The sequence below is a fragment of the Pseudomonas sp. ZS1P83 genome, from assembly GCF_054897825.1.
Map to the genome: position 1 here is coordinate 5,218,164 of NZ_CM142706.1, position 23,357 is coordinate 5,241,520.

Annotated in this window: 21 protein-coding genes and 1 tRNA gene; 6 read left to right on the forward strand and 16 right to left on the reverse strand. The window is 58.0% G+C overall.

The window, feature by feature from the left end:
• Nucleotides 1–84: 84 nt before the first annotated feature.
• The 5 genes from ACYZT0_RS24510 to ACYZT0_RS24530 form a co-directional block, all read right to left on the reverse strand.
• Entirely contained in the window at nt 85–867 is a 783-nt protein-coding gene (locus ACYZT0_RS24510; RefSeq protein WP_033058537.1) for a MetQ/NlpA family ABC transporter substrate-binding protein, read from the reverse strand.
• Between the two features lie 163 nt (nt 868–1,030).
• Nucleotides 1,031–1,963, reverse strand: a complete 933-nt coding sequence (locus ACYZT0_RS24515; protein WP_462043371.1) for a sigma 54-interacting transcriptional regulator — start codon at nt 1,961–1,963, stop codon at nt 1,031–1,033.
• A gap of 60 nt (nt 1,964–2,023) precedes the next feature.
• Nucleotides 2,024–2,605 (reverse strand): alpha/beta hydrolase, encoded by a 582-nt coding sequence (locus tag ACYZT0_RS24520; protein WP_462043372.1) that lies wholly within the window; start codon nt 2,603–2,605, stop codon nt 2,024–2,026.
• Between the two features lie 236 nt (nt 2,606–2,841).
• Nucleotides 2,842–4,004, reverse strand: a protein-coding gene (locus ACYZT0_RS24525) for an IS3 family transposase (RefSeq protein WP_462042754.1) whose coding sequence is annotated in 2 segments (ribosomal slippage) — nt 2,842–3,749 and nt 3,749–4,004 — 1,164 coding nt in all. Because the reading frame shifts where the segments join, the coding sequence is not laid out codon by codon here.
• Between the two features lie 233 nt (nt 4,005–4,237).
• Nucleotides 4,238–5,311: a fatty acid desaturase gene (locus ACYZT0_RS24530; RefSeq protein WP_462043373.1), complete on the reverse strand. Its 1,074-nt coding sequence runs from the start codon at nt 5,309–5,311 to the stop codon at nt 4,238–4,240.
• 100 nt (nt 5,312–5,411) lie between these two features.
• Here ACYZT0_RS24530 and ACYZT0_RS24535 point away from each other — a divergent pair, with 100 nt between their 5' ends.
• Together ACYZT0_RS24535 and ACYZT0_RS24540 are read left to right on the forward strand one after the other, a co-directional pair.
• On the forward strand, nt 5,412–6,416 hold the full coding sequence (locus ACYZT0_RS24535) for an AraC family transcriptional regulator (protein WP_462043374.1): 1,005 nt from the start codon (nt 5,412–5,414) through the stop codon (nt 6,414–6,416).
• A 383-nt stretch (nt 6,417–6,799) separates the two neighbouring features.
• A complete protein-coding gene (locus ACYZT0_RS24540) occupies nt 6,800–8,068 on the forward strand; it encodes an IS110 family RNA-guided transposase (protein WP_462041914.1) in 1,269 nt (422 codons plus the stop codon).
• A gap of 48 nt (nt 8,069–8,116) precedes the next feature.
• On the opposite strand, the gene ACYZT0_RS24545 is transcribed toward ACYZT0_RS24540, so the two are convergent.
• Nucleotides 8,117–8,482 (reverse strand): response regulator, encoded by a 366-nt coding sequence (locus tag ACYZT0_RS24545; RefSeq protein WP_462043375.1) that lies wholly within the window; start codon nt 8,480–8,482, stop codon nt 8,117–8,119.
• 70 nt (nt 8,483–8,552) lie between these two features.
• Nucleotides 8,553–9,239, reverse strand: coding sequence for a Crp/Fnr family transcriptional regulator (locus ACYZT0_RS24550; RefSeq protein WP_462043376.1), 687 nt, complete (start codon nt 9,237–9,239; stop codon nt 8,553–8,555).
• 84 nt (nt 9,240–9,323) lie between these two features.
• On the opposite strand from ACYZT0_RS24550, the gene ACYZT0_RS24555 reads away from it, so the two are divergent.
• On the forward strand, nt 9,324–9,842 hold the full coding sequence (locus tag ACYZT0_RS24555; RefSeq protein WP_462043377.1) for an Mpo1 family 2-hydroxy fatty acid dioxygenase: 519 nt from the start codon (nt 9,324–9,326) through the stop codon (nt 9,840–9,842).
• A gap of 96 nt (nt 9,843–9,938) precedes the next feature.
• Here the strand turns inward: ACYZT0_RS24555 and ACYZT0_RS24560 are convergent, their stop codons facing one another.
• From ACYZT0_RS24560 to dibA, 6 genes are all read right to left on the reverse strand, one after another.
• Nucleotides 9,939–10,928: a sulfate/molybdate ABC transporter ATP-binding protein gene (locus ACYZT0_RS24560; RefSeq protein WP_462043378.1), complete on the reverse strand. Its 990-nt coding sequence runs from the start codon at nt 10,926–10,928 to the stop codon at nt 9,939–9,941.
• 3 nt (nt 10,929–10,931) lie between these two features.
• The gene (gene cysW / locus ACYZT0_RS24565; RefSeq protein WP_449642874.1) at nt 10,932–11,804 is read right to left on the reverse strand and encodes a sulfate ABC transporter permease subunit CysW; all 873 of its coding nucleotides are present in this window, start codon (nt 11,802–11,804) and stop codon (nt 10,932–10,934) included.
• Between the two features lie 12 nt (nt 11,805–11,816).
• Nucleotides 11,817–12,635 carry a sulfate ABC transporter permease subunit CysT gene (gene cysT / locus ACYZT0_RS24570; RefSeq protein WP_030131597.1) on the reverse strand — a complete coding sequence of 273 codons (819 nt, stop codon included), beginning with the start codon at nt 12,633–12,635 and terminating at the stop codon, nt 11,817–11,819.
• 70 nt (nt 12,636–12,705) lie between these two features.
• The gene (locus ACYZT0_RS24575; RefSeq protein WP_462043379.1) at nt 12,706–13,719 is read right to left on the reverse strand and encodes a sulfate ABC transporter substrate-binding protein; all 1,014 of its coding nucleotides are present in this window, start codon (nt 13,717–13,719) and stop codon (nt 12,706–12,708) included.
• A gap of 70 nt (nt 13,720–13,789) precedes the next feature.
• Complete coding sequence (gene oscA / locus ACYZT0_RS24580; RefSeq protein ID WP_007945260.1) at nt 13,790–13,972, reverse strand: sulfur starvation response protein OscA; 183 nt, start codon at nt 13,970–13,972, stop codon at nt 13,790–13,792.
• A 174-nt stretch (nt 13,973–14,146) separates the two neighbouring features.
• Nucleotides 14,147–16,072 carry a phosphodiesterase DibA gene (gene dibA, locus ACYZT0_RS24585; protein WP_462043380.1) on the reverse strand — a complete coding sequence of 642 codons (1,926 nt, stop codon included), beginning with the start codon at nt 16,070–16,072 and terminating at the stop codon, nt 14,147–14,149.
• A gap of 147 nt (nt 16,073–16,219) precedes the next feature.
• Here dibA and desA point away from each other — a divergent pair, with 147 nt between their 5' ends.
• Both desA and ACYZT0_RS24595 read left to right on the forward strand, forming a co-directional pair.
• Entirely contained in the window at nt 16,220–17,404 is a 1,185-nt protein-coding gene (gene desA, locus ACYZT0_RS24590; protein ID WP_462043381.1) for a delta-9 fatty acid desaturase DesA, read from the forward strand.
• Between the two features lie 151 nt (nt 17,405–17,555).
• Nucleotides 17,556–18,545, forward strand: coding sequence for a GGDEF domain-containing protein (locus ACYZT0_RS24595; protein ID WP_462043382.1), 990 nt, complete (start codon nt 17,556–17,558; stop codon nt 18,543–18,545).
• Between the two features lie 118 nt (nt 18,546–18,663).
• Here ACYZT0_RS24595 and ACYZT0_RS24600 read toward each other — a convergent pair whose 3' ends face one another.
• The 3 genes from ACYZT0_RS24600 to gabD all read right to left on the reverse strand — a co-directional run bounded on the left by ACYZT0_RS24600 (nt 18,664) and on the right by gabD (nt 22,923).
• Nucleotides 18,664–19,878 carry an HDOD domain-containing protein gene (locus ACYZT0_RS24600; RefSeq protein WP_462043383.1) on the reverse strand — a complete coding sequence of 405 codons (1,215 nt, stop codon included), beginning with the start codon at nt 19,876–19,878 and terminating at the stop codon, nt 18,664–18,666.
• A 151-nt stretch (nt 19,879–20,029) separates the two neighbouring features.
• Nucleotides 20,030–21,307, reverse strand: a complete 1,278-nt coding sequence (gene gabT, locus ACYZT0_RS24605) for a 4-aminobutyrate--2-oxoglutarate transaminase (RefSeq protein WP_462043384.1) — start codon at nt 21,305–21,307, stop codon at nt 20,030–20,032.
• A 173-nt stretch (nt 21,308–21,480) separates the two neighbouring features.
• The gene (gene gabD, locus ACYZT0_RS24610) at nt 21,481–22,923 is read right to left on the reverse strand and encodes an NADP-dependent succinate-semialdehyde dehydrogenase (protein WP_462043385.1); all 1,443 of its coding nucleotides are present in this window, start codon (nt 22,921–22,923) and stop codon (nt 21,481–21,483) included.
• A 350-nt stretch (nt 22,924–23,273) separates the two neighbouring features.
• On the opposite strand from gabD, the gene ACYZT0_RS24615 reads away from it, so the two are divergent.
• Nucleotides 23,274–23,350, forward strand: a tRNA-Arg gene (locus tag ACYZT0_RS24615).
• Nucleotides 23,351–23,357: the final 7 nt, after the last annotated feature.

A 23,357-nucleotide genomic window follows, 5' to 3' on the forward strand; every position in this document is an offset into this window, starting at 1 on the left:
CAGAGCGTGGGAACGATCACAAAAAAACGCCGACGCTCTACAAGCCGTCGGCGTTTGAAACCTTGAAGGGGTTTACCTCGCGAATCAGAACGCCGGCAATACCGCGCCGCTGTACTTCTTCTCGATGAATGCTTTCACTTCAGGACTGGTCAACGCCTTGGCCAGTTTCTGGATGGCAACGCTGTCCTTGTTATCCGGACGAGCCACCAGGAAGTTCACGTAAGGCGAATCTGCACCTTCGATCACCAGCGCATCTTTAGCCGGGTTCAGACCTGCTTCCAGCGCGTAGTTGGTGTTGATCATGTCCAGGTCGACCTGGTCCAGAACACGCGGCAGCATGGCCGATTCCAGTTCCTTGAACTTGAAGTTGTGCGGGTTCTTGGCGATGTCTTTCGGGGTGGCCAGGGCGTTTTTCGGGTCTTTCAACTCGATCAGGCCAGCCTTCTGCAGCAGGATCAGGGCACGGCCGCTGTTGCTGCCTTCGTTCGGGATCGCGATGGTTGCGCCGTCTTTCAGCTCAGCCAGGGTTTTGACTTTCTTCGAGTAGCCACCGAACGGTTCGACGTGCACGCCGATCACGGTCACCAAGTGAGTGCCTTTGCCTTCGTTAAAGCTTTTCAGGTACGGGAGGGTCTGGAAGTAGTTGGCGTCCAGACGCTTCTGGTCGACCTGGACGTTCGGCTGAACGTAGTCGGTGAAGACTTTGATTTCCAGGTCCACGCCTTCTTTGGCGAGGGTGGGTTTGATCAGTTCGAGAATCTCGGCGTGTGGGACCGGGGTCGCCGCAACCACCAGTTTCTCACCAGCCTGGGCCAGGCCCGCGGTCAGGGCAGCCGCCAATGCGGTGAACAACAGAACCTTTTTCATGCAGTGTCCTTATCGAAAATCACGGTCGTCATCGACGACGGCTTGTTTAGTACGAGTGCCAGTGAAGTGCTATCGCTGGCGTGAGGCGGACAATACCGGGATTTTTTATTCCCGAACAATATCTTTTATTCACTTTCATATTCCATTTTGTTCATACAGATCGCTATAGCGTCTGTGTCAGCCTTTCGAGCAAATGCTTGAGTGCGGATCGCTCCGCAACGCTGCCGTTTTTAATCGTCTGAGCCACTTGCCGCTCGACCTGCGCCAGCGAGGTGGGCGATTCAGGCAGATTCAAATGCTCCGGCAAAATCTCATCGCCGGTGCTGACCAACAACGCAAAGTGAATGACGTTCTCCAGCTCCCGGGTGTTGCCCGGCCAACTGTGTTGCTCTAACAAATGCTGCGCGGCTTCGCTGATCAACGGCACCGGCAGGTCCAGGCGCTGGCTATAGATGCCGAGGAAATATTCCGACAGCGACAAAATATCGCCCACCCGTTCACGCAAGGCCGGCAGTTCAAGATGGCCTTCACTGAGGTAGTGATAGAGACGCTCATGGAATTTTCCGGCGGCCACCGCCTGGGCCAGGTCGATGCTGGTAGCTGCCACCAGGCGCACGTCCACCGGGCTTGGTTGGTGAGCGCCGACACGGGTGACTTCGTGGTTTTCCAGCGCCGCGAGCAATTTGATCTGAATCGGTAGCGGCAAGTCGCCGATCTCATCCAGATAGAGCGTCCCGCCGTTGGCAGAACCGAACCAGCCAGCACGACTGCTGGCCGAACCGCTGTAACTGCCAGCGGCATAACCGAACAACTCAGCATCGGCGTAAGTTGGACTGATCGCGCCGCAGTTGACCGACACGAACAACCCGCCGCGATCACTCGCACGATGGATGTGCCGCGCGAGCAACTCCTTGCCGCTGCCGGTTTCGCCACGGATCAAAACCGAGATCGAGCGCGGTGCCAATAGCTCCAGCTCCTGGCGTAATTGACGCGAACGCAGATCGACAAACACCAGCGCCTTGGCGCGAATGCTCAAAGGACTTTTTTCTGCGTCGGGAAAGGTCAGCAGCGGCTGACCGAATACTTCAATACTCATGGCAGACTCCCGCCCAAAACCGCCGGGAGACGGGGGCGATTTTAAAAAGAAAGAAAAGGTTTAAGCACGTCGCAGGGCGTGGTGTTCCATGCGGTTTTGCAGGCGATAGAGATAAGCAAAACCCTGCTCCCAGCGTTGGTGACCGGACTTCACATTGATGTGCCCGGCACCCGACAAAATCCCCGCCTCGGCGCCCCAGTTACGTGCCAGTTCCAACGCCCGCGGTGTGCTCACGGCGCTGTCGTTGTCGGAGCTGACAACCTGACTCGGGAACGGCAGCAGGTGGGTTGGAATCGGTGCGAAGTTGCGCAGGGCCGGTGCGCAGGCCGCACGCTCGACGTCCGCAGGGGCGACCAGCAAGGCACCGCGAACCTGACGCAAAAACTGCATGGGCGCAGTGTCAGCCCAATGCGCGACAGTGATGCAACCCAGGCTATGAGCGATCAGGATCACCGGCGTGCTGTCGGCGGCAATCGCCTCGGCCAACGCCGCCACCCAGTCTTCACGGCGCGGCGTCAGCCAGTCGGCCTGCTCCACCCGCGCGCTGTTCGGCAGGCTGTTCTGCCAATGGCTTTGCCAATGATCTTCTGGCGATCCTTGCCAGCCCGGCACAATCAGGTAGCGAATTGATTCGTTGCGCATGGGGGAGCTCTCCTGCTGCGTGTCTGTTCCTGAGCAAGTATAGGGAGGAGAGTTATATTCGTTAAGGAATAAGAAGCTATTTATTAAGATCTATAAAGCATATAAAGCATATAAAGCAATTGGGTACAGACAAAAAAAGGGACCGCACCCTGCCAAGGAGACGGCCCCGGAAACTCAAAATCTGCTAGCGCTGATCAACACACTGGGTGCGATGATTGGCTGAAACGGTGTAGTGGTCAACTAATCCCGGACACGACGTTAAGTTTTTCTTCGGCCCGAGCTGGCGCCAGCCCACCGTTGAATTGATGGGGCCGAATCCAGTTGTACCGATGCATCAAGAAATGACTGATATCGCGTTGGGCTTCTTGAGCCGTCCTGTAGCCCGTGGTCGGTATCCATTCGGTTTTCAAGCTGCGGAACACGCGCTCCATCGGCGCGTTGTCCCAGCAATTCCCCCGACGACTCATGCTCTGACGCATGCGATAACGCCACAGTCGCTGGCGAAATAAACGACTCGCATACTGCGACCCTTGATCCGAGTGAAACAGCAGCCCCTGAGGCCTTCCCCGTTGTTCGTAAGCCATATCCAGCGCCTTGATAACCAGCTCGGCGTCCGGCTTTTCCGATAGCGCCCAGCCCACCACCCGACGCGCGCAAAGGTCCATCACGACAGCCAGATAGTGCCATTTCCCCTGAGCCCAAATGTAGGTGATGTCGCCGCACCACACTTGGTTGGGTGCCGGGACATCGAACTCCCGATTCAAGATATTCGGGATATCCAACCGTTCAACCGTTGCCCGTTTGTAAGCATGAGAACCTGGCTGTTTGCTGACGAGGTCAAGCTCACGCATCAAGCTGCGCACTTTGAACCGACCGAGTTGCTCACCATCGTCACGCATCAACGAGAGGATGCTACGGCTGCCGGCAGCACTGCGACTTTGTGAAAACAACTCGCTCACCCGGCTGCGCAACCGAAGCCGTTCGACATCCGGCGTTCGGTGCTTGAGGCGGTGGGCGTAGTAACTTGATCGATTGATCTCAAACACTTTGCACAGCCAATCAATCGGCTCATGGACGCTCAGCTGATGGATCAGCGCGTACGCTCGTGATCTTCCGACATCAAGAGCGCGGTAGCCTTTTTTAATATCGATTTTTCCCGTTCAAGGCGGGTAATTCGGGCTTCCAACTCCTGAATTTTTTGCTGTTCCGGTGTCAGCGCTTTGCTCTGCGGGGTGACTCCTTGGTGTTCCTGCTGAACCTGGTCGACCCAGCGGCGTAGTGCCGACTCGCCGACACCGAGTGAACGGCTGGCTTCGATGTAGCTGTAGTTTTGCTTGAGCACGAGGTCGGCAGCCTCGCGTTTGAATTCAGCAGAAAAGGAACGGCGTTGTTTGGTCATCTGACACCTCGATCTGGCGAGCATTCTCGCCTAAATGGGTGTCCGGTTTCATTAGACCACTACAACGGTTATCTAATAAAGGAATATTTAATTACTTTATTAGATCCAAAACGCATATATCAATCAGCGATACATCAACTACCAAGCAACCCTGCTTGAGTCATAACGTATCGCTCCTTTGGGTCAGATTGATGACGGGCGCCTTTGCCGTTTTGAGTTTCCGAGTGCATCGATCAAGCCTGAGCAACACTAACCTCCTGCGCCTCTGTCGTTTCGTTGCGCACAAATCGGTTCGCCCGCCCAAACGTCCCGAAATCATTGAACCGCACACCCATCCCTCGCATGACCTTATGCGCCACCGGCACGGTCATCTGACGGATGTAAAACGGCTCCTTCACCACAAAATGATGGATGCCGTGACTGCTGCCAAAGTTGAAGCAGAAAGCCTGCAACGGCCACATCCACCATGGGTTCAGGACCTGGGTTTGCTGCATTACGTTGCCCGGCTCCACGTCACCGTAGTAGTGCATGTTCGAGCTGACGAAATGCAGGCAAAAGGTACGCAACACGTTCGGCCCGATGATCACGACCGCCGCGATATCGATGACTTGCATCACCGACAACGTGGTCGCCGACCATTCGATGGGCGCGCCCAGCACATGAGCGATGCCGTTAGCCGCGTGAAAGCCGATGAACATGTACCACGCGCCCCAATGCACCAGCGCCAGTGGCGCGTAGACCTTCAGGGCGCGCTTGATGATGCTGATCTTGTGAGCCCAGGTGTTGGCCCGCAGCATACGGATGAACGCCGACATCGCGTTGTCGCCGACCATCAACAGCCGCGCGAAACCCCACGGCTCGCCGTTGGTGATGGCGCGCTCTTCCATGTCGGATTCTGTGCCGGAGACTTTGTGGTGATTGAGGTGCAGATGCCGGCGAATCCACGGATTGATCGTGCTCGGCCGCGCCAGCCACACCAGGCTCATCATCAGGTTGTGCGGCACGCGCTGTTTGCGAAAGTACAGGCTATGAATCAGGTCGTGTTCCAGCTCATGGGTCAACGAGGCGAAAAACGCATTGAGCAACAGACACGCCCACCACGCCATGTGCCCAGTCATGTAGAGCGTCGCCGAGCCAATCATTCCGACCAGAGCGAAGGCCAGAATGCCCGCGCCCAAGGCGTCCTGATGGTTGAGAATCGGGTAGCGCTGACGCAGTTCAACGCCCTTGGCCAGCACCACTTCACGAATATGCGCTGATCGTTGTGCTGCATTCAGTCGCTGGGGACTTGCAGAAGTACCGTGCATGCTTCCATCCTCTGGTTATTGATGTTCGCATCCTGCCTTGTGATCCCTCGCAAAGCGGTAGCCGTGAACGCCAATCTGTTGACCGGAAGCGCCAATCAGCATGACTGAACCGACCTCCCTCGCCAGCTGGACCCGCGCCCTGCGCAAGCAACTCGATGCGCTGGGCCTGGACAGCACCGCCCTGTGCCAACAGGCGGGGCTCGACCCGCAACTGATGGACGACCCGAACGCCCGTTACCCGTTGTCCGGCACCACGCGCCTGTGGGAAATCGCAGTGCAAGTCAGCGGCGATCCGGCGATTGGTTTGCGGGTATCGCGTTTCGTCAGCCCAACCACGTTTCACGCGCTCGGCTATGCGCTGGTGGCCAGCGGCAGTCTGCGAGAAGTGTTCGAGCGCATCGTGCGTTATCACCAAGTGGTCAGCGACGCCCTGGAACTGGAACTGACCCGCACCGAGGACCGCTACCGCTTTCGCCTGAAAATCCCGCCAGGCAATCCGCCCCCGGCCTTCGAAGCCATCGATGCCTTCACGGCGATTTACGTACGCACCTGCCGCAATCGCCTGGGCCGCGATTACGCCCCGCTGGCGGTGTACCTGCGCCGCCCGGAACCGGCGGACCCGCATCAATGGCACAAAGTCTTCCGCTCACCGGTGTACTTCGCCGCCGATGAAGACCGGCTGGAATTCGCCGTCGTGGACTTCGACAGTCACCTGGACGACGCTAACCCGGAACTGGCCGAGCACAACGAAGCCGTGCTCAAACGCGTCCTTGCACAACTCAAACCCCTGACCTGGGAACGTAAGGTTCGCGACGCCATTGAGGAGCAATTGCCGGAAGGCGAACCCAGCGCCGAACACATCGCCCAGGCCCTGCACCTGAGTTTGCACAGCCTGCAACGGCATCTGGCGGACGAGGGTTGCCGGTTCGATACATTGCTCAATGAAAGCCGCGAGAATCTGGCGCTGCTGCATTTGCGCGATCCGCAATGCTCATTGAGCGAGATCAGCTATCTGCTGGGGTTTGCTGATACGAGCAGCTTCAGCCGCGCGTTCAAGCGCTGGACGGGAATAACGCCGGGACAGTTTCGGGATGGGTTGCGGTGACAGATCCAAAATGTGTGTTGCCTGGTCTGGCCTCTTCGCGAGCAAGCCCGCTCCCACATCAGATCTGCGGTGAACACGTTATTTGTGAACACCCGAGATCAAATGTGGGAGCGGGCTTGCTCGCGATATAGGTAGTCCGTTCCTTTCTCTTCCATACTGACTTCGCTGGAAGTTGGCTGTCGGCGAGGAAGGAACATGCACCTGCGGGCTACGAATATGCTCGCGCAGCACTCGATGATTACGCCTTCACCTTCGAGTCCACAGGTGCGCTTGCGCCCTCTAACGAATTCTCAGGGAAAGCCCGACACGGCTCTCTATATCGCCTTCGCTGGACGCAAGCATGCATGTCCCTGCATGTACTTTAGCGCCTGTGGAGGTGTTCCATGCAAACGCTCCTGTCTCAGAATTTCACTGCTTATATCGGAATTGATTGGGCAGACGCCAAGCACGACATCTGTTTGCAGATTGCTGGAGAGGCGCAGCGGAGTTTCGAGGTCATCGACCACAAGCCCGAGTCGATTGATCGCTGGGCCAAGTCGCTGCATCAACGTTACGGTGGCCCGATCGCGATCGCCGTGGAGTTGAACAAAGGGCCACTGATAGCGGCTCTGCAAAAATATGAGTTTTTTTGTATCTTTCCGATCAATCCGAGCATCTTGGCCCGGCACCGTAAAACCTTCGTCCCCAGTGGCGCCAAGGATGATCCAACGGATGCTCAATGGGCGCTTGAGCTGTTGCTGAATCACCCCGAACGGTTTCCTCAACTGGTCCAGCAAAGCTCCGCCATGCGTTCGCTCGCCAGCCTGACCGAACATCGCCGCGGGTTGGTCGATGACCGGGTCAAGATCAGCAATCGTCTGGTCTGCATGCTCAAACAGTATTATCCGTTGGCTCTTGAGCTGTTTCATGACCATGACACGCTGGTTTTCTGTGAGTTTTTGGCGCGCTGGTCGACATTTGAAGTGCTTAAGCACGCTCGGCCAGCCAGCGTTTTGAAGTTCCTTCACGCGCATAATGTTCGCCATGCTGAGCTCAATCAGCAGCGTTTGGCATTGATCGCCAAAGCCATGCCGTTGACTGAAGATCCAGGCGTGGTCAGTCCTTCAGCGCTGTATGTGCTGGCCCTGGTCTCGCAACTGAAAGGGGTCATCACGGCGATCAAAGATTTTGATCGGGAGATCGAAAAAACTGCCAACACCCTGGCCGACTATCGACTCTTCAAGGCCTTGCCCGGCGCGGGACAGCAGCTTGCACCACGGTTGATGGTCGCCTTTGGTGAGCAGCGTGATCGCTTCAAGGATGCCAGTGCTGTGCAGCGATATGCCGGGATTGCCCCGGTCACCGAACGCAGTGGCAAGAAAAAAGTCGTCCACTGGCGCTATCAATGCGCAACTTTTTTGCGCCAGACCTTTGTTGAGTGGGCTGCACACAGCATCAATCAATCGGTGTGGGCAGAGGCTTATTATCGCCAGCAAAGGGCCAAAGGCTGCTCATACCAAGCGGCCCTCAGGGCCCTGGCGTTCAAGTGGATCCGGATCGTTTATCAGTGCTGGAAGAGCAGCACCGTGTACGACGAAAAGGTTTATTTACAAGCCTTGCTCCGGCACGGCTCACCGTTGACCAGCGAGCCGGACACAGCAAAACCGTGTTGACGGAAAGGCTCAGGGCGTGAAGGCGATTGTTCAGACACCGCAGAAACCTCAGCGCCCCTGATCACGCCGCAACAATTTGCGCACCCGCTTCACCAGTTCACTCACGGCAAACGGTTTGAGCAGGTAATCATCCTCATGCAACTCCAACCCGCGCAGGCGATCTTCGATTCCATCCTTGGTCGTTAGAAGCAACACCGGCGTTTCACCGAGCTTGCGGATTTGCTGCAGCAACTGCCAGCCGTTGAGCCCTGGCAGCATCACGTCGAGGATGATCAGCTCATAATCGCCGGACTCGATAAAGCGCCGGCCGTCCATTCCGTTGACCGCCACATCCACCGAATAACTTGCCTCGCTCAGGCCCTTGGCCAGGAGTTTGGCGGTCTCGGGTTCGTCTTCCACTAACAACACACGCATGGCACACCTCAATTGTCGTCATCACAGGCTAGGCGCCTTCGCGGACAAAGCCCATCAATAACGCTGTGTTTTAAAAAATCGCCAGTGCCCGCAAGCCTTCGGCATTCAGTATTTCGATCTCGCCGTACTTGAGATTCACAATCCCCTGCCCCTGCAAGTCCTTGAGAATCTGGTTGGTGGTCTGGCGCGACAGCGACAACATCGACGCCAATTGCTCCTGAGGCAGTTGCAGCACCCGTCGTGGCGGATCGATCTCGCCATAACCTTCGGCGATCATCAGCAAGCGGTGAGCCAGTCGAGCGGCGGCTGGCATGAGGCTCAGCTGTTCGAGATTGATGAACGTCAGGCGCAGTTTCTGGCTCATCAGCAATGCCAGTTGCCGCCAGTACACAGGCTGCTCATCAAGTAACGCCAGCAGCACGGTTTGCGGGATGTGCAACAGGATGCAATGACCCAGCCCGAATGCATCATGAGTGCGCGGCTGAACATCGAACAGGCAGATTTCGCCGAACCAGTGGGGCGACTCCACCAGGCTCAGCAACGCCTCCTTGCCCTGCTCGCTCACCGCGCCGATGCGCACCGAACCTTCGAGCACCGCGTACAGGCCGCACGCAGGATCGCCGCGCTTGAACAAGCGCTGGCCCGGCGACAACCGCCGCACCCTGGCGGCAGCCAGCAGACTATCCTGTAAGGGAACAGGTAAATGGCTGAACCACTGGCCGCTCATCAGGCGTGGACGCCAGACCTGCTTATCCATGAAAACTCCTAGAGATTGTCGCCTGGCTGACAGAGCGAGATGTGGACCCGAGGCATGATCCATCACCCATCAGGAGGAACAACAATGAAAAGCCTCGTCGACCATCTCAGTCAATACGCCGCTTACCACCGTGACCCGCGCAATATTGCCACCCACTTTATCGGTATTCCGCTGATTGTTGTGGCGGTGGCCGTGTTGCTGTCCCGCCCGCAATGGGCTGGAGGGTGGCTTTCACCGGCGGTGCTTATAGCGCTGGCGTCTGCGTGGTTTTACCTGCGCCTGGAGTTGCGCCTCGGGGTGCTGATGACCATTTTGCTCGGTCTGTGCATTTGGGCAGGGCAAACGCTGGCGCAGCAAAGTACGCTGGTCTGGCTTGCCAGTGGCATCGGGATGTTTGTGGTGGGTTGGGCGATTCAGTTTGTCGGTCATCACTACGAAGGACGCAAACCGGCGTTTGTCGATGATGTGACGGGGCTGATTGTCGGGCCGTTATTTGTGGTGGTTGAGTTGGCGTTTTTGCTGGGGTTGCGGCGTGAGCTGAAAGAGCAGATCGAGGCGCGGGTGGGTGGTGTGCGGGTCAATCCAAATCGCGCCGCCATCTAAATCGCATTCGCGGGCAAGCCTCGCTCCTACAGGTCACGGATATCCCTGTAGGAGCGAGCGGTGCGGCGATCCGACTTGCTCGCGAAGCTTTTGATCTTAGATGTTAGCGACTTTCTGCCAGACCTTCGGTTTGAAGAACAGCGTCTCGCCTTTCGCCAGCCCGATCAGGCTGTCGTGATCCTTCACCACTTCAGCTTCGATCAATTCGCTTTGGCCTTCGACCTTCAACGTCACCCGTGTCGTCGCGCCCAATGGACGAATATCCCGCACCTCGGCCGCGTGGTGATCCTCCAGCTCATGACGCGACAGCGATACTTCGTGCGGACGGAACAGCACGTGATTGTCTTCGCCCAGATGCAGCCGGTTCGAATCGCCCAGGAAGTGATAAACAAAATCGCTGGCCGGGTTTTCGTAGACGTCGCCCGGTGAGCCAATCTGCTCGATCACACCCTTGTTCATCACCACGATGCGGTCGGCGACTTCCATCGCTTCTTCCTGGTCGTGAGTCACAAACACCGAGGTCAGGTTGATGTCTTCGTGCAGGCGCGCGAGCCAGCGACGCAGTTCTTTACGGACCTTGGCGTCGAGGGCACCGAAGGGCTCATCGAGCAGCAGGACTTTCGGTTCCACCGCCAGCGCGCGGGCCAACGCGATACGTTGACGCTGACCGCCGGAGAGTTGTTCCGGGTAGCGATCCGACAGCCAATCCAGTTGCACCATGTTCAGCAGTTCGTGGACTTTCACCGCAATCTGGCTTTCGCTCGGACGCTGGTTTTTCGGCTTCATGCGCAGGCCGAACGCGACGTTGTCGAACACCGTCATGTGGCGGAACAGCGCGTAGTGCTGGAACACGAAACCGACGTTGCGATCACGCACGTCGTGGCCGGAGACGTCTTCTCCGTGGAACACGATGCTGCCCTGATCCGGCGTTTCGAGACCGGCGATGATCCGCAACAGCGTGGTCTTGCCGCAACCGGACGGGCCAAGCAGCGCCACAAGTTCGCCGCTGTGAATGTCCAGGCTGATGTTGTCCAGCGCCTTGAACGCGTGAAAATTCTTGCTGACGTTACGCACTTCGATCGACATGACTTATTCCTCCGCGGCGCTGGCGCGCAGGCGGTTAATACGGTTTTCGCTCCACTGCTTGAGCAGCAGGATGAAGAGCGCCAGGATCAGCAACAGGCTCGCCACGGCGAACGCGGCCACGTGGTTGTATTCGTTGTAGAGGATCTCGACGTGCAGCGGCAGGGTGTTGGTCACCCCGCGAATGTGCCCGGAAACCACCGACACCGCACCGAATTCACCCATGGCCCGCGCAGTACACAGCACCACGCCGTAGATCAGGCCCCATTTGATGTTGGGAACAGTGACGTGCCAGAACATCTGCCAGCCATTGGCCCCGAGCAGGCGCGCGGCCTCTTCTTCCTGCGTGCCTTGCTCCTGCATCAACGGGATCAGCTCGCGCGCCACGAACGGCACGGTGACGAAAATCGTCGCCAGCACGATGCCCGGCAAGGCGAAGACGATCTGGATGTCATGGTCCTGCAGCCACGGGCCAAAAATGCCCTGGGCGCCGAACATCAGCACGTAGACCAGACCGGCGATCACCGGCGACACCGAAAACGGCAGGTCGATCAGCGTCACCAGCATGCTCTTGCCGCGGAATGAGTACTTGCTCACGCACCACGCGGCGCTGACACCGAACACCAGGTTCAGCGGTACTGAAATCAGCACGGCGATCACCGTGAGTTTCAGGGCCGACAACGCGTCGGGTTCGAAGATCGCGGTGAAGAACGCACCGAGGCCGTTCTTCAGGCCCTGGGACACCACGATGAATAGCGGCAAAAACAGAAACAACGCAAAAATCAGCCAGCCAAGGCTGATCAGGATTCGCCGCGAAGTGGCACTGCCACGGCGGGCAGCGTTGGCCGAGGAAGCGGCGCTAATAGACGATTGGGACATTTTCGCGCCTCCTTATGGGGTTTCGATACGCCGCTGCAGCAAGTTGATCAGCAGCAACAGGACGAAAGAAACCACCAGCATCAGTACACCAATGGACGTTGCGCCGGTGTAATCGTACTGGTCGAGTTTGACCATGATCAGCAGCGGCAGAATCTCGGTTTTCATCGGCATGTTGCCGGCGATGAAAATCACCGAGCCGTACTCGCCAACCCCGCGGGCAAAGGCCAAGGCGAAACCGGTCAGCCACGCTGGCAGCAGCGCTGGAACCAGAATATGGCGGAAAACCTGCAAGGGTTTGGCACCCAGGCACGCGGCCGCTTCTTCCACCTCACGCGGGATATCGGCCAATACTGGCTGTACGGTACGTACTACGAATGGAAGCGTCACAAAAGTGAGGGCAAGAGTGATGCCGAGTGGGGTATACGCAATCTTGAAACCCAGGTCCGCTGCAAACTGACCAACCAAACCGGTTGGGGTGTACAACGCGGTGAGCGCGATACCCGCCACGGCAGTGGGCAGCGCGAACGGCAGGTCGATCATCGCATCGATGATCTTGCGACCTGGGAAGGTATAGCGCACCAACACCCACGCCAGCAGCGTGCCAATGATGCCGTTGATGATCGCGGCGTACAGCGCGGTGCCGAAGCTGAGCTTCAATGCCGCCAGCACCCGAGGCGCTGAGATAATCGCCCAGAACTGATCCCAGGTGAGTTGGGCGGCATGGACGAACATCGCCGCCAGTGGAATGAGCACAATCAGGCTGAGGTACACCAAGGTGTAGCCCAGCGTCAGCCCGAAGCCGGGTATGACGGGGGAGATACGACGCGACATAAAAGTCCTTGGTTGAGAACGCGCAAAGCCCCGAACGTCAATCCGGGGCTCGTTTATGGCTTATTTCAGGTTATTGCGCCTGATAAATCTGGTCGAACACGCCACCGTCGTTGAAAAATTTGGGTTGGGCTGTTTTCCAGCCGCCAAAGTCCTTGTCGATGGTCACCAGGTCCAGTGTCGGGAACTGCTTGGCGTATTTGGCAGCAATATCCTTGTCACGTGGACGATAGAAGTTTTTCGCCGCGATTTCCTGACCGGCCGGGCTGTAAAGGTGCTTGAGGTACGCTTCGGCGATCTCGGTGTTGCCCTTTTTCTCAGCGTTCTTGTCGACCACGGCGACTGGAGGTTCGGCGAGGATCGACAGCGAAGGCACGACGATGTCGAACTTGTCAGCGCCGCCGTCTTCTTTCAGGGCCAGGAAGGCTTCGTTTTCCCAGGCCAGCAACACGTCGCCCTGACCGTTGTTGACGAAGGTGATGGTCGAACCGCGAGCACCGGTGTCCAGCACAGGAACGTGCTTGAACAGGGTTTGCACGTATTCCTTGGCCTTGGCTTCGTTACCGCCGTTGGCTTTCAGGCCATAGGCCCAGGCGGCGAGGAAGTTCCAGCGCGCACCGCCGGAGGTCTTCGGGTTCGGGGTGATGACTTCCACGCCGTTCTTGGTCAGGTCGCCCCAGTCTTTGATGCCTTTAGGGTTGCCCTTGCGCACCAGGAACACGATAGTCGAGGTGTACGGCGTGCTCGCTTCCGGCAGACGCTTCTGCCAATCCGCCGGCAGGGTCTTGCCGAGTTTGGCGATTTCGTCGATGTCACCGGCCAGCGCCAGGGTCACCACGTCAGCGCGCAAACCGTCGATCACCGCCCGGCCCTGCTTGCCCGAACCACCGTGGGACTGCTGGACTTTCACGTTGTCGCCAGCGTGGTCTTTCTTCCAGAAGTTGATGAATTCAGCGTTGTAGTCCTGATACAGCTCGCGAGTCGGGTCGTACGACACGTTGAGCAGTTCGTAATCCTTGGCAACCGCGGAACCCGCAAAAAGGGCACTGGCCAGGGCGGCCAAAGCAAAATGACGAATCGACGACATGGTGAAAGCTCCTGGAATTCTGATTGTGTTGGCTTTTTCTTATGGTGTGCTGGAATCGGGTTGCCGGTTTTTAACTCGGTTTGTTGCTTGGATTCTGCAAACGGAATTTCTCTTTGCGTTCGATCTGGACCACCTGGGCGTTATGCACGGTGATTTCCACCGCGCCAAAACGCAGATCGCGCAAGGCGCTCTGGATCTCACGCAAAATGGTTGCTTCGTCCTGGCCGTCAACGCTACGTAGGGATGCGCTCATGGTGCTGCTCCTTCGACTAGAGATTGCCTGGCAGTGGCGGGACTGCTTGCGGCGTGAGAGCAATAGTAGATAAGCGCAGATATTCTTAAAAAGACTATTTAAGAATGTTTATATAACCAGAAGACTGATCATTCCTACGCGGGCTGATCGTTCCCGCGCTCTACGTGGGAACGATCAGTGCTGGAGAATCTGTGGAACACGATCCCAATCCAGCTGCCCGGCCGGCACCGGCCGTCCAAACCAGTACCCCTGCCCCAGATCGCAGCTGTGTTCGAGCAGGAAACACGCCTGCTCAACCTGCTCGATCCCCTCGGCATGAACCTGCATTCCCATGCTCTGGGCCAGCGCAATGATCACCCGCACAATCGCCGCGTCATCCTCATCCCACGGCAAACCGACAACGAAGCCCTGATCGATCTTGAGTTTCTGTACCGGCAATCGCTTGAGGCGCAGCAGCGACGAATACCCTGTGCCGAAGTCATCGATAGCCAGCCGTACACCTAATTCACGCAACCTGTGCATTTGCTCCAGCGCGACTTCCGGGTCATCCATCACAGCGCTCTCGGTGACTTCCAGCTCCAGACAGGCAGGATCCAGCCCGGTTTCGTGCAGCACCTTCGCCACCTGCTGAAACAGCTCACGGCGGGCAAACAATCGAGAAGAAACATTCACCGCGACAAACGACAACACCACCCCGGCCTGCTGCCACTGGCACATCTGCTCACAAGCCTGGCGCATAACCCAGGCATCGATTTCGGCGATCAGACCGGTGCGCTCGGCAATGGGAATGAATTCTGCCGGCGACACCAACCCTCGCTGTGGATGCTCCCAGCGCACCAATGCCTCGACGCCGATCAGGCGACCGGTCTTGAGGTCGTGAACCGGCTGGTAATAAACCCGCAACTCCTGCTGCTCCAGCGCACGGCGCAATTCGAATGCGGTCTCGACCCGTTGTTGGGCATGGGCGGTCAATTCTTCGGTATAGAGGGCGTAACCGTTACGGCCGGCACTCTTGGCCTTGAACAGCGCCGAGTCGGAATTGCGCAACAGCTGCTCGGCGCTCAAGGCGTCACCAGGGAATAGGCTGATGCCAACGCTGATATTGACGAACAACTGATGCCCGTCGATCTGGAACGGCTCTTTGAGGCCATCGATGATCCGCTGAGCCAACGCCGCAGCGTGCACCATTTGCAGACAGCTTTCAGCGAGCACGGCGAACTCGTCACCGCCAAGGCGCGCCAGCGTGATCCCCGGACCGACCATCGCTTTTAAACGCTCGGCCACGCCCTTGAGCAACTGGTCTCCAATGCTGTGCCCGAGGCTGTCGTTGATCATTTTGAAGTGATCCAGATCGATCATCAGCAACGCGCAGCCGCGCTTGTGCATCTGCGCCGCAGCCAGGGCCTGCTCGGCGCGATCGGTAAACAACAGGCGGTTAGGCAGATCGGTGAGCGGATCGTAATGAGCCAAATGCGTCAGTTCATGCTCGGAGTTCTTGATCGCGCTGATGTCGGAAAACACCGCGACGTAATGGCTAACCCGCTGCCGGTCGTCGTGAATGATGCGGATAGTTTGCCATTGCGGGTAAATCTCGCCGCTTTTGCGGCGGTTCCAGATTTCCCCGCTCCACTCGCCCGTGCTGTTGAGTGTCGCGAACATCGCTTGGTAGAAAGCCGGCGGGTGATGACCGGACTTGAACAAACTGGGTCGCTGACCCAGCACTTCCTCACGCTGATAGCCGGTTATTTCCATAAAGGCCCGATTCACATGAACGATCAAGCCTTTGCAATCAGTGACCAGCACTCCTTCACGGGTGCAATCGAACACCGCGGCCGCCTGACACAAACGCTCGCGGTCTTCGGCGCGTTCACGCAACTTTGCGCCGATCCCCAGGCAACGGAACAATCGCGCCCGAGCGAGGAAAATCAATCCGGCGCTGAACACCACCCAGGCATAACCGTTGATCAGTTGCCAGCGCATTAGCGCTGCAGAGCTATCGAAGAAACTGTTCAATAAATGGCCACTAAACTGAAGCCAAGCTACGGAAACCAGAAGGTAAAGCAGTGCTGCACGCAGAGCATCGCGATAGGTAGCAGACATTCGGCTGTCCATGTCCCTTCAAAAAGGATGGAATGATAGTTTAAAGACACATCCAGCCACTCTTATCTGAAAGGGCGACTGGTTTTATCTGTGGGCTTAGTGATAATGCAACGGCTGTTTTTTTCTTTATCGAGGGCCCAATAGCTTATGTGGTACGAAGGTTTTCTCGGCTTGTCACCCTGGTCACTGGTGGCAGTCACCCTGCTGATGACCCACGTGACGATTATTGGCGTCACGGTCTATCTGCATCGTTATTCAGCCCATCGCTCCCTGGAGCTCAATGCTGGCCTGAAACATTTCTTCCGCTTCTGGCTGTGGCTGACCACGGCGCAGAACACCCGCGAGTGGACCGCTATCCACCGCAAGCACCACGCCAAATGCGAAACCGTCGATGACCCGCACAGCCCGGTCATCAAGGGGCTCTCCACCGTTCTGCGCAAAGGCGCCGAGCTGTATCGTGCAGAAGCGGAAAACCCCGAGACCCTGCGCATCTACGGCAAGAACTGCCCCGAAGACTGGATCGAACGCAACCTGTACAGCCGCTTTCCGCTGCTGGGCGTGGCGATCATGGGCGTCATCGACCTGCTGCTGTTCGGCACCATTGGCATCACCATCTGGGCCATCCAGATGATGTGGATCCCGGTGTGGGCCGCCGGCGTGGTCAATGGGCTTGGCCATGCTATCGGCTACCGCAACTTCGAATGCCGCGATGCGGCGACCAATCTGGTGCCCTGGGGCATCCTGATCGGCGGCGAAGAACTGCATAACAACCATCACACCTACCCTAATTCGGCAAAACTGTCGGTGAAGAAGTGGGAATTCGATCTCGGCTGGGCCTGGATCCAGGTCTTCAGCTTCCTGCGTCTGGCCAAGGTTCAGCGGGTTGCGCCAATCGCTCACCGGGTCGAAGGCAAAGGCAACCTGGACATGGACACCGCCATGGCGATTCTCAACAACCGTTTCCAGATCATGGCCCAGTACCGCAAATTGGTGATCGCACCGCTGGTCAAACAAGAGCTGGAAAAGGTCGATCACTCGGTCCGCCACCAGTTTCACCGGGCCAAGCGCTTGCTCTCGCGGGAAACCAGCCTGCTGGATGACAAACACCACATTCGCATCCAGACCATGCTCGAGCACAGCCAGGCGCTGAAGGTAATTTACGAGAAACGACTGGCCTTGCAGCAGATCTGGGTCAAGACCAGCTCAAATGGTCACGATATGCTGGCTGCCATCAAGGAATGGGTACACGAAGCCGAAGCCAGCGGGATTCAATCCCTGCGCGACTTCGCCGATCAGTTGAAAACCTACTCCCTGCGCCCCGCCGCTGTCTGACGCCGTTGATCGGTGCGCCCCGGTTCGTGGGCGCACACTTCGGAACTTAGCTCCAAATCCCCTATCTCAAAGACACTTCGCCATCCAGGCGTGCTTTGTAGTGGCCGCTTTCGAACCTCGAGCGGCACACGCCCTTTGAGAGTTTGTGTCGATGGTCAATAAAAACCTACAAGACTCATCCCTCCCGCAGTGGCCCGAGGCCGCGCAAACTTTGCTGGCGCTGATGCATGCACAAGGCGAAGTGGCGCGCCTGAGCGAACGCGAGCAGCTGTTCAGCGCTCTGCTGGTGAGCGTCAACGCGGTGCTCTGGGCCTTCGATTGGGAATCCCGCCAGGTGCTCTATGTCAGCCCCGCGTATGAACGGATTTTCGGCCGCTCCGCAGGCCTTTTGCTCTCCGACTACAACCAATGGCGCGACAGCATTTACCCTGACGACCTGGACTATGCCGAACGCAGCCTGGCCGAAGTACTGGTCAAAGGCGCCGTTGAAGACCGCGAATACCGAATCATTGCCGCCGACGGCCAGGTCCGCTGGCTCAGTGACAAGTGCTTCATCAACCGCCAAGCCGAGCCGGGGCAACCCGTGATCATCGTCGGTATTGCCGAAGACATTACGGACAAGAAGCAGATGGAAACCGAGCTACAACGCTTGGCCACCACCGACGTGCTGACCCAGAGCAGCAACCGCCGACACTTCTTCGAATGTGCCCACCGTGAATTCGAACAGGCACGGCTCCAAGGCACGCCGCTGGCGTTCCTGCTGCTGGACATCGATGATTTCAAAGTGATCAATGATACCTACGGCCACCTGGAGGGCGACAACGTGCTACAGCGGATCGCCGAGAGCGGTCGCGCAGCGTTGCGTCGCGGTGATGTGTTCGGGCGAATTGGCGGTGAGGAATTCGCAGCGGTGTTTCCCGGCTGCGCGCCAGACATGGCCATGCAGGTGGCCGAGCGCCTGCAACGAGAGATTCAGCGATTAAGCTTCACCCATGACGAGCAGACGTTCGGCATCACCGTCAGCCAGGGCCTGACCAGCCTCACCGCTGAGGACGAAAACATCGACAGCCTGTTTGCCCGCGCGGATGCGGCGATGTACGAAGCCAAACGCCAGGGCAAGAACCGCATCATTTCCAGCTAGGTTTTTGGATCGTTCCCACGCTCTGCGTGGGAATGCATCTTGTGACGCTCTGCGTCACGACTTGCGAAGGGACGCGGAGCGTCCGGGGCGGCATTACCACGCAGAGCGTGGGAACGATCTATTTTTTGCGCAAACGCATCAATTCCGGCAATCCGATCTTGAGCAACCGCGCCGTCCGGCTTTTCGCCAGCGCCTCAATGCCCTCATGCTCGGTCAGACGCGCCAATTGGGCGGCCATGTTCATCACCAGCGCTTCGCGGGAGTAAACCCCGCCACCGAACTGGTAGACCGCCGCAATCAGCTCTCGCAGCTCCAGTGGCAGGCGCCAGCGAGTACGCAGCGCCGAACCATAAGCCGCGCCGAATTCGGCCAGCGCCTCGCCGACCTCCTCCCATTCATCCAGCTCACCACCAGCCTGCTTCCATTCCTGCAAACACCGCAACAGCGCAAGGTCGCCGAGGCGATGCAGCATACCGGCGCAATAACAGCGCTCCTGATCCAGATCCAGCAAGCGCGCCAAGGTCCGGCCGTATTCGGCGGTGCGCAGCGATAACCCCCAATAGCGCTCGGCATAGTCGGCCAGAAACGGATCGCTGAGGCGGGCACTGCGCTTGAGGGCCAGCCCCAGAATCAGGTTCATGCTTTGCCCAGTGCCGAGGCGGTGCAATGCCTGGGACAGGGTATGTACGGCAGTGCCATGGTGCTGGGCCGCGCTGTTGGCGGCGGCGATCAGCACGGCGGTGATCTGCGGATCATTTCGAATCTCGTCATGCAGCAATGTCAGATCGAGGCCGTTGGGATTGAGGCTGCGTTTGACCGCCAACTGTACGTCGGTCATCAGTGGTGCGCCGTCGGCCAGCTCACGTCGACGTTCCAGGTAAACCGACAAGGTCATGCCTGGCGCCAGCGAAGGCGCTTCGCAGGACACCTCTTCACCGGCGTTCAGCAGCAAATCCTGCAGACGGTGAGTCAGATTTTCCATGTTCAGGGGTTTGGTCAGGTACGCCGCAGGCGTAAGGGGCAAGACTTCGCGCACGCTGGCGCTGTCGTTGCGACTGCTCATCAGAATGAACGGCAGAGGTGGGTTGCGTTTACGCTGACGAACACTGCGCAAGACATTCAAACCATCGACGCCGGGCAACTCCCAGTCGACGATCACCAGGTCGTAAGGGTTCTCCGCCAACAGGTGCAGCGCTTCCTGACCATCGGCACACAGGTCCAGCCGTGCGTCGCAGCGCACATTCAACAAAACCTGCTTGAGCAGGTCGCGGGACCAGGGGTCGGCCTCGGCAATCAGCACACGCGGTGCAGCGGGTAACACCACAGCAATCATTTACACACTCCAAAGGTAGCGCCTGCACCTTAGTCAATGCTGGCCATTCGATACAGCGCATTTGCCATCGATGTGTACCGCGGACACGAAAAACCCGCCGAAGCGGGTTTTTTTGTCGATCAGGTCACAAAATCGATCAGTGCAACTTAAATCAAAGTTCCGAGAAGCACTCTTCGATGATCGCCAAGCCCTTGTCCAGCTGCTCGTCCGGCGAAGTCAGCGGTACCAGGACGCGCAGAACGTTGCCGTAAGTGCCACACGACAGCAGGATCAGACCCTTGTCGCGAGCCTTGGCCACAACCGATGCCACTGCAGGAGCATTCGGCTTGTGGCTGTCGCCGTCGACGAACAGCTCGACCGCGATCATCGCGCCCAGCGCACGGACTTCGCCGATCACCGGGTACTTGGCCTGGATGGCTTTCAGACCGGTGACCAGACGCTCGCCAACAGCCTTGCAGCGGTCCAGCAGGTGCTCTTCTTCGAACACTTCCATTACGGCCAGCGCCGCGGCGCAAGCAATCGGGCTACCGGCGTAGGTGCCGCCCAGGCCGCCTGGAGCAATGGCGTCCATGTATTCGGCCTTGCCGCACACACCGGCCAACGGGAAACCACCAGCGATGGATTTGGCGAAGGTGGTCAGGTCGGCAGAAACGCCCATCTGTTCCATGGCAAAGAAGGTGCCGGTACGACCAGCGCCAGTTTGTACTTCGTCAGCGATCAACAGGATACCGTGCTGGTCGCACAGCGCGCGCAGACGCTTCATGAACTCTTTAGGCGCGACGTAAAAACCACCTTCGCCCTGAACCGGCTCGATGATGATTGCAGCGATGTCACGCGGCTCGGCGTCGTTCTTGAAGATGCGTTCGATGCTGGCGATCGAATCGTCGATGCTCACACCGTGCAGTTCGTTCGGGTACAGCGCGCGGAAGATGCCGCCTGGCATCAGGCCCATGCCGGCCGAGTAAGGCACGACTTTACCGGTCAAGCCCAGGGTCATCATGGTGCGACCGTGGTAAGCGCCGGTGAAGGCGATCACGCCAGCACGGCCAGTGGCGGCACGGGCGATTTTCACGGCGTTTTCCACGGCTTCGGAACCGGTGGTCACCAGCAGGGTTTTCTTGGCGAAATCACCTGGCACCTTGGCGTTGATTTTTTCGCACAGCTCTACATACGGTTCGTAAGCCAGCACCTGGAAGCAGGTGTGAGTCAGTTTGTTCAGCTGCGCAGTCACGGCGGCGATGATTTTCGGGTGCAGGTGACCGGTGTTCAGCACGGCGATACCGCCGGCGAAGTCGATGAACTCGCGACCTTCAACGTCGATCACGGTGGCGTTCTTCGCGGACTCGGCGAAGATCGGGTGAATCTGGCCAACACCGCGTGGTACAGCGGCTTCGCGGCGTTTCATCAGGGATGCGTTAGTCTTGCTCATAAAGTCCTCATTCACCGCTCATCGGGCGGCGTGGTTCAAGGAAAATGCGGCGGGGAGGCAACTACGACAGCATGCGATGATCGACTGCCACAGCGTTCCCGGCCACAGAGAAAATTCCGTTTGAAGCGCGCAAAGGGACAGCGCTCTCGTGCCCTTTGCGCTTGAAGCAATGCTTAGATGCCCAGGCAGAGGTATTTGATTTCCAGGTAATCTTCGATGCCGTACTTGGAGCCTTCACGGCCCAGGCCCGACGCCTTGATGCCGCCGAACGGCGCGACTTCGTTGGAGATCAGCCCGGTGTTGACGCCGACCATGCCGTATTCCAGGGCTTCAGCCACACGGAACACACGACCCAGGTCGCGAGCATAGAAGTACGAAGCCAGACCGAACTCGGTGTCGTTGGACATCGCGATCACTTCGGCTTCGTCTTTGAAGCGGAACAGTGGAGCCAGTGGGCCGAAGGTTTCTTCCTTGGCCACGGCAGCGTTCTTCGGCACGTTGGTCAGAATGGTCGGCTCGAAGAAGTTGCCTTCCATGACCTTGCCACCTGCCAGAACGGTTGCGCCTTTGCTGACAGCGTCAGCAATGTGCTCTTGAACCTTGGCCACTGCTTTCTCGTCGATCAGCGGGCCAGTGGTAGTACCTTCTTCCAGACCGTTGCCGATCTTGAGTTTGGCCACGGCCACTTTCAGCTTCTCGGCAAACGCGTCGTAGACCGAATCCTGAATGTACAGACGGTTGGCGCAGACGCAGGTCTGGCCGTTGTTACGGTATTTGGAAATGATCGCGCCTTCGACGGCCTTATCCAGGTCCGCGTCGTCGAACACGATGAACGGCGCGTTGCCGCCCAATTCCAGAGAGACTTTCTTGATGTCCTTCGCACATTCGGCCATCAGCTGACGACCGATCTCGGTCGAGCCAGTGAAGGACAGCTTGCGCACGATCGGGTTGCTGGTCAGCTCGCTGCCAATGTCGCCGGCACTGCCGGACACAACACTGAACACGCCGTTCGGAATGCCGGCACGCTGGGCCAGTTCAGCCAGAGCGAACGCCGAGAATGGAGTTTGCGAAGCAGGCTTGAGCACCATGGTGCAACCGGCGGCCAGTGCCGGGCCGGCTTTACGGGTGATCATCGCGGCCGGGAAGTTCCACGGGGTGATTGCAGCGGTCACGCCGATTGGCTGCTTGATCACGATCAGGCGCTTGTCTGGCTGGTGGCCCGGAATCACATCACCGTAAACGCGCTTGGCTTCTTCGGCGAACCACTCGATAAAGGAAGCGGCGTAAACAATTTCGCCCTTGGCTTCGGCCAATGGCTTGCCCTGTTCCAGGGTCATCAGACGAGCCAGGTCATCCTGGTTCTCGATGATCAGCTCGAACCAGCGACGCAGCTTGTTCGCGCGGTCCTTGGCGGTCAGTGCACGCCAGGCCGGCAGCGCTTTGTCAGCGGCTTCGATCGCACGGCGGGTTTCGGCAGCGCCCATTTTTGGCACAGTGCCCAGAATTTCGCCCGTTGCCGGGTTGTTGACCTTGATCGTCTGACCATTGTCCGCATCAACCCAAGCGCCATCGATAAAGGCTTGCTGGCGGAACAACTGGGTGTCTTTAAGCTGCATGTCGGCTTTCCTTAACAGCACCGCGGCAAGCGCGGAGCGAATTATGATTGTTGAAAGGCGCCTTATAGGCTGCCGTCAGGGAAATCATTCACCGGGCTGAAGCACATAAATAGCGCACTGATTGAAACTCGTGCGGTTCAGCACCCAGACAAGAGCGTTTGAAATCTCAAACGAATCCTAGGATCAAAGGGGGTAAAGGACAATAGCCTGTTCGAAAAAAAGAACGAAAACGCCGCATTTGCATAATTTTTCTGATCAACGTAGCAAACGCAGGTTACGCTTTGGAAAACCGCAGGCGATTCAGCAGCATGGACGCCCGCAGCGCATATGAGTATCATGGCGCCCGCATTGCACCAGTAGCTCAGCTGGATAGAGTACTGCCCTCCGAAGGCAGTGGTCGTGGGTTCGAATCCCGCCTGGTGCACCATACGTAG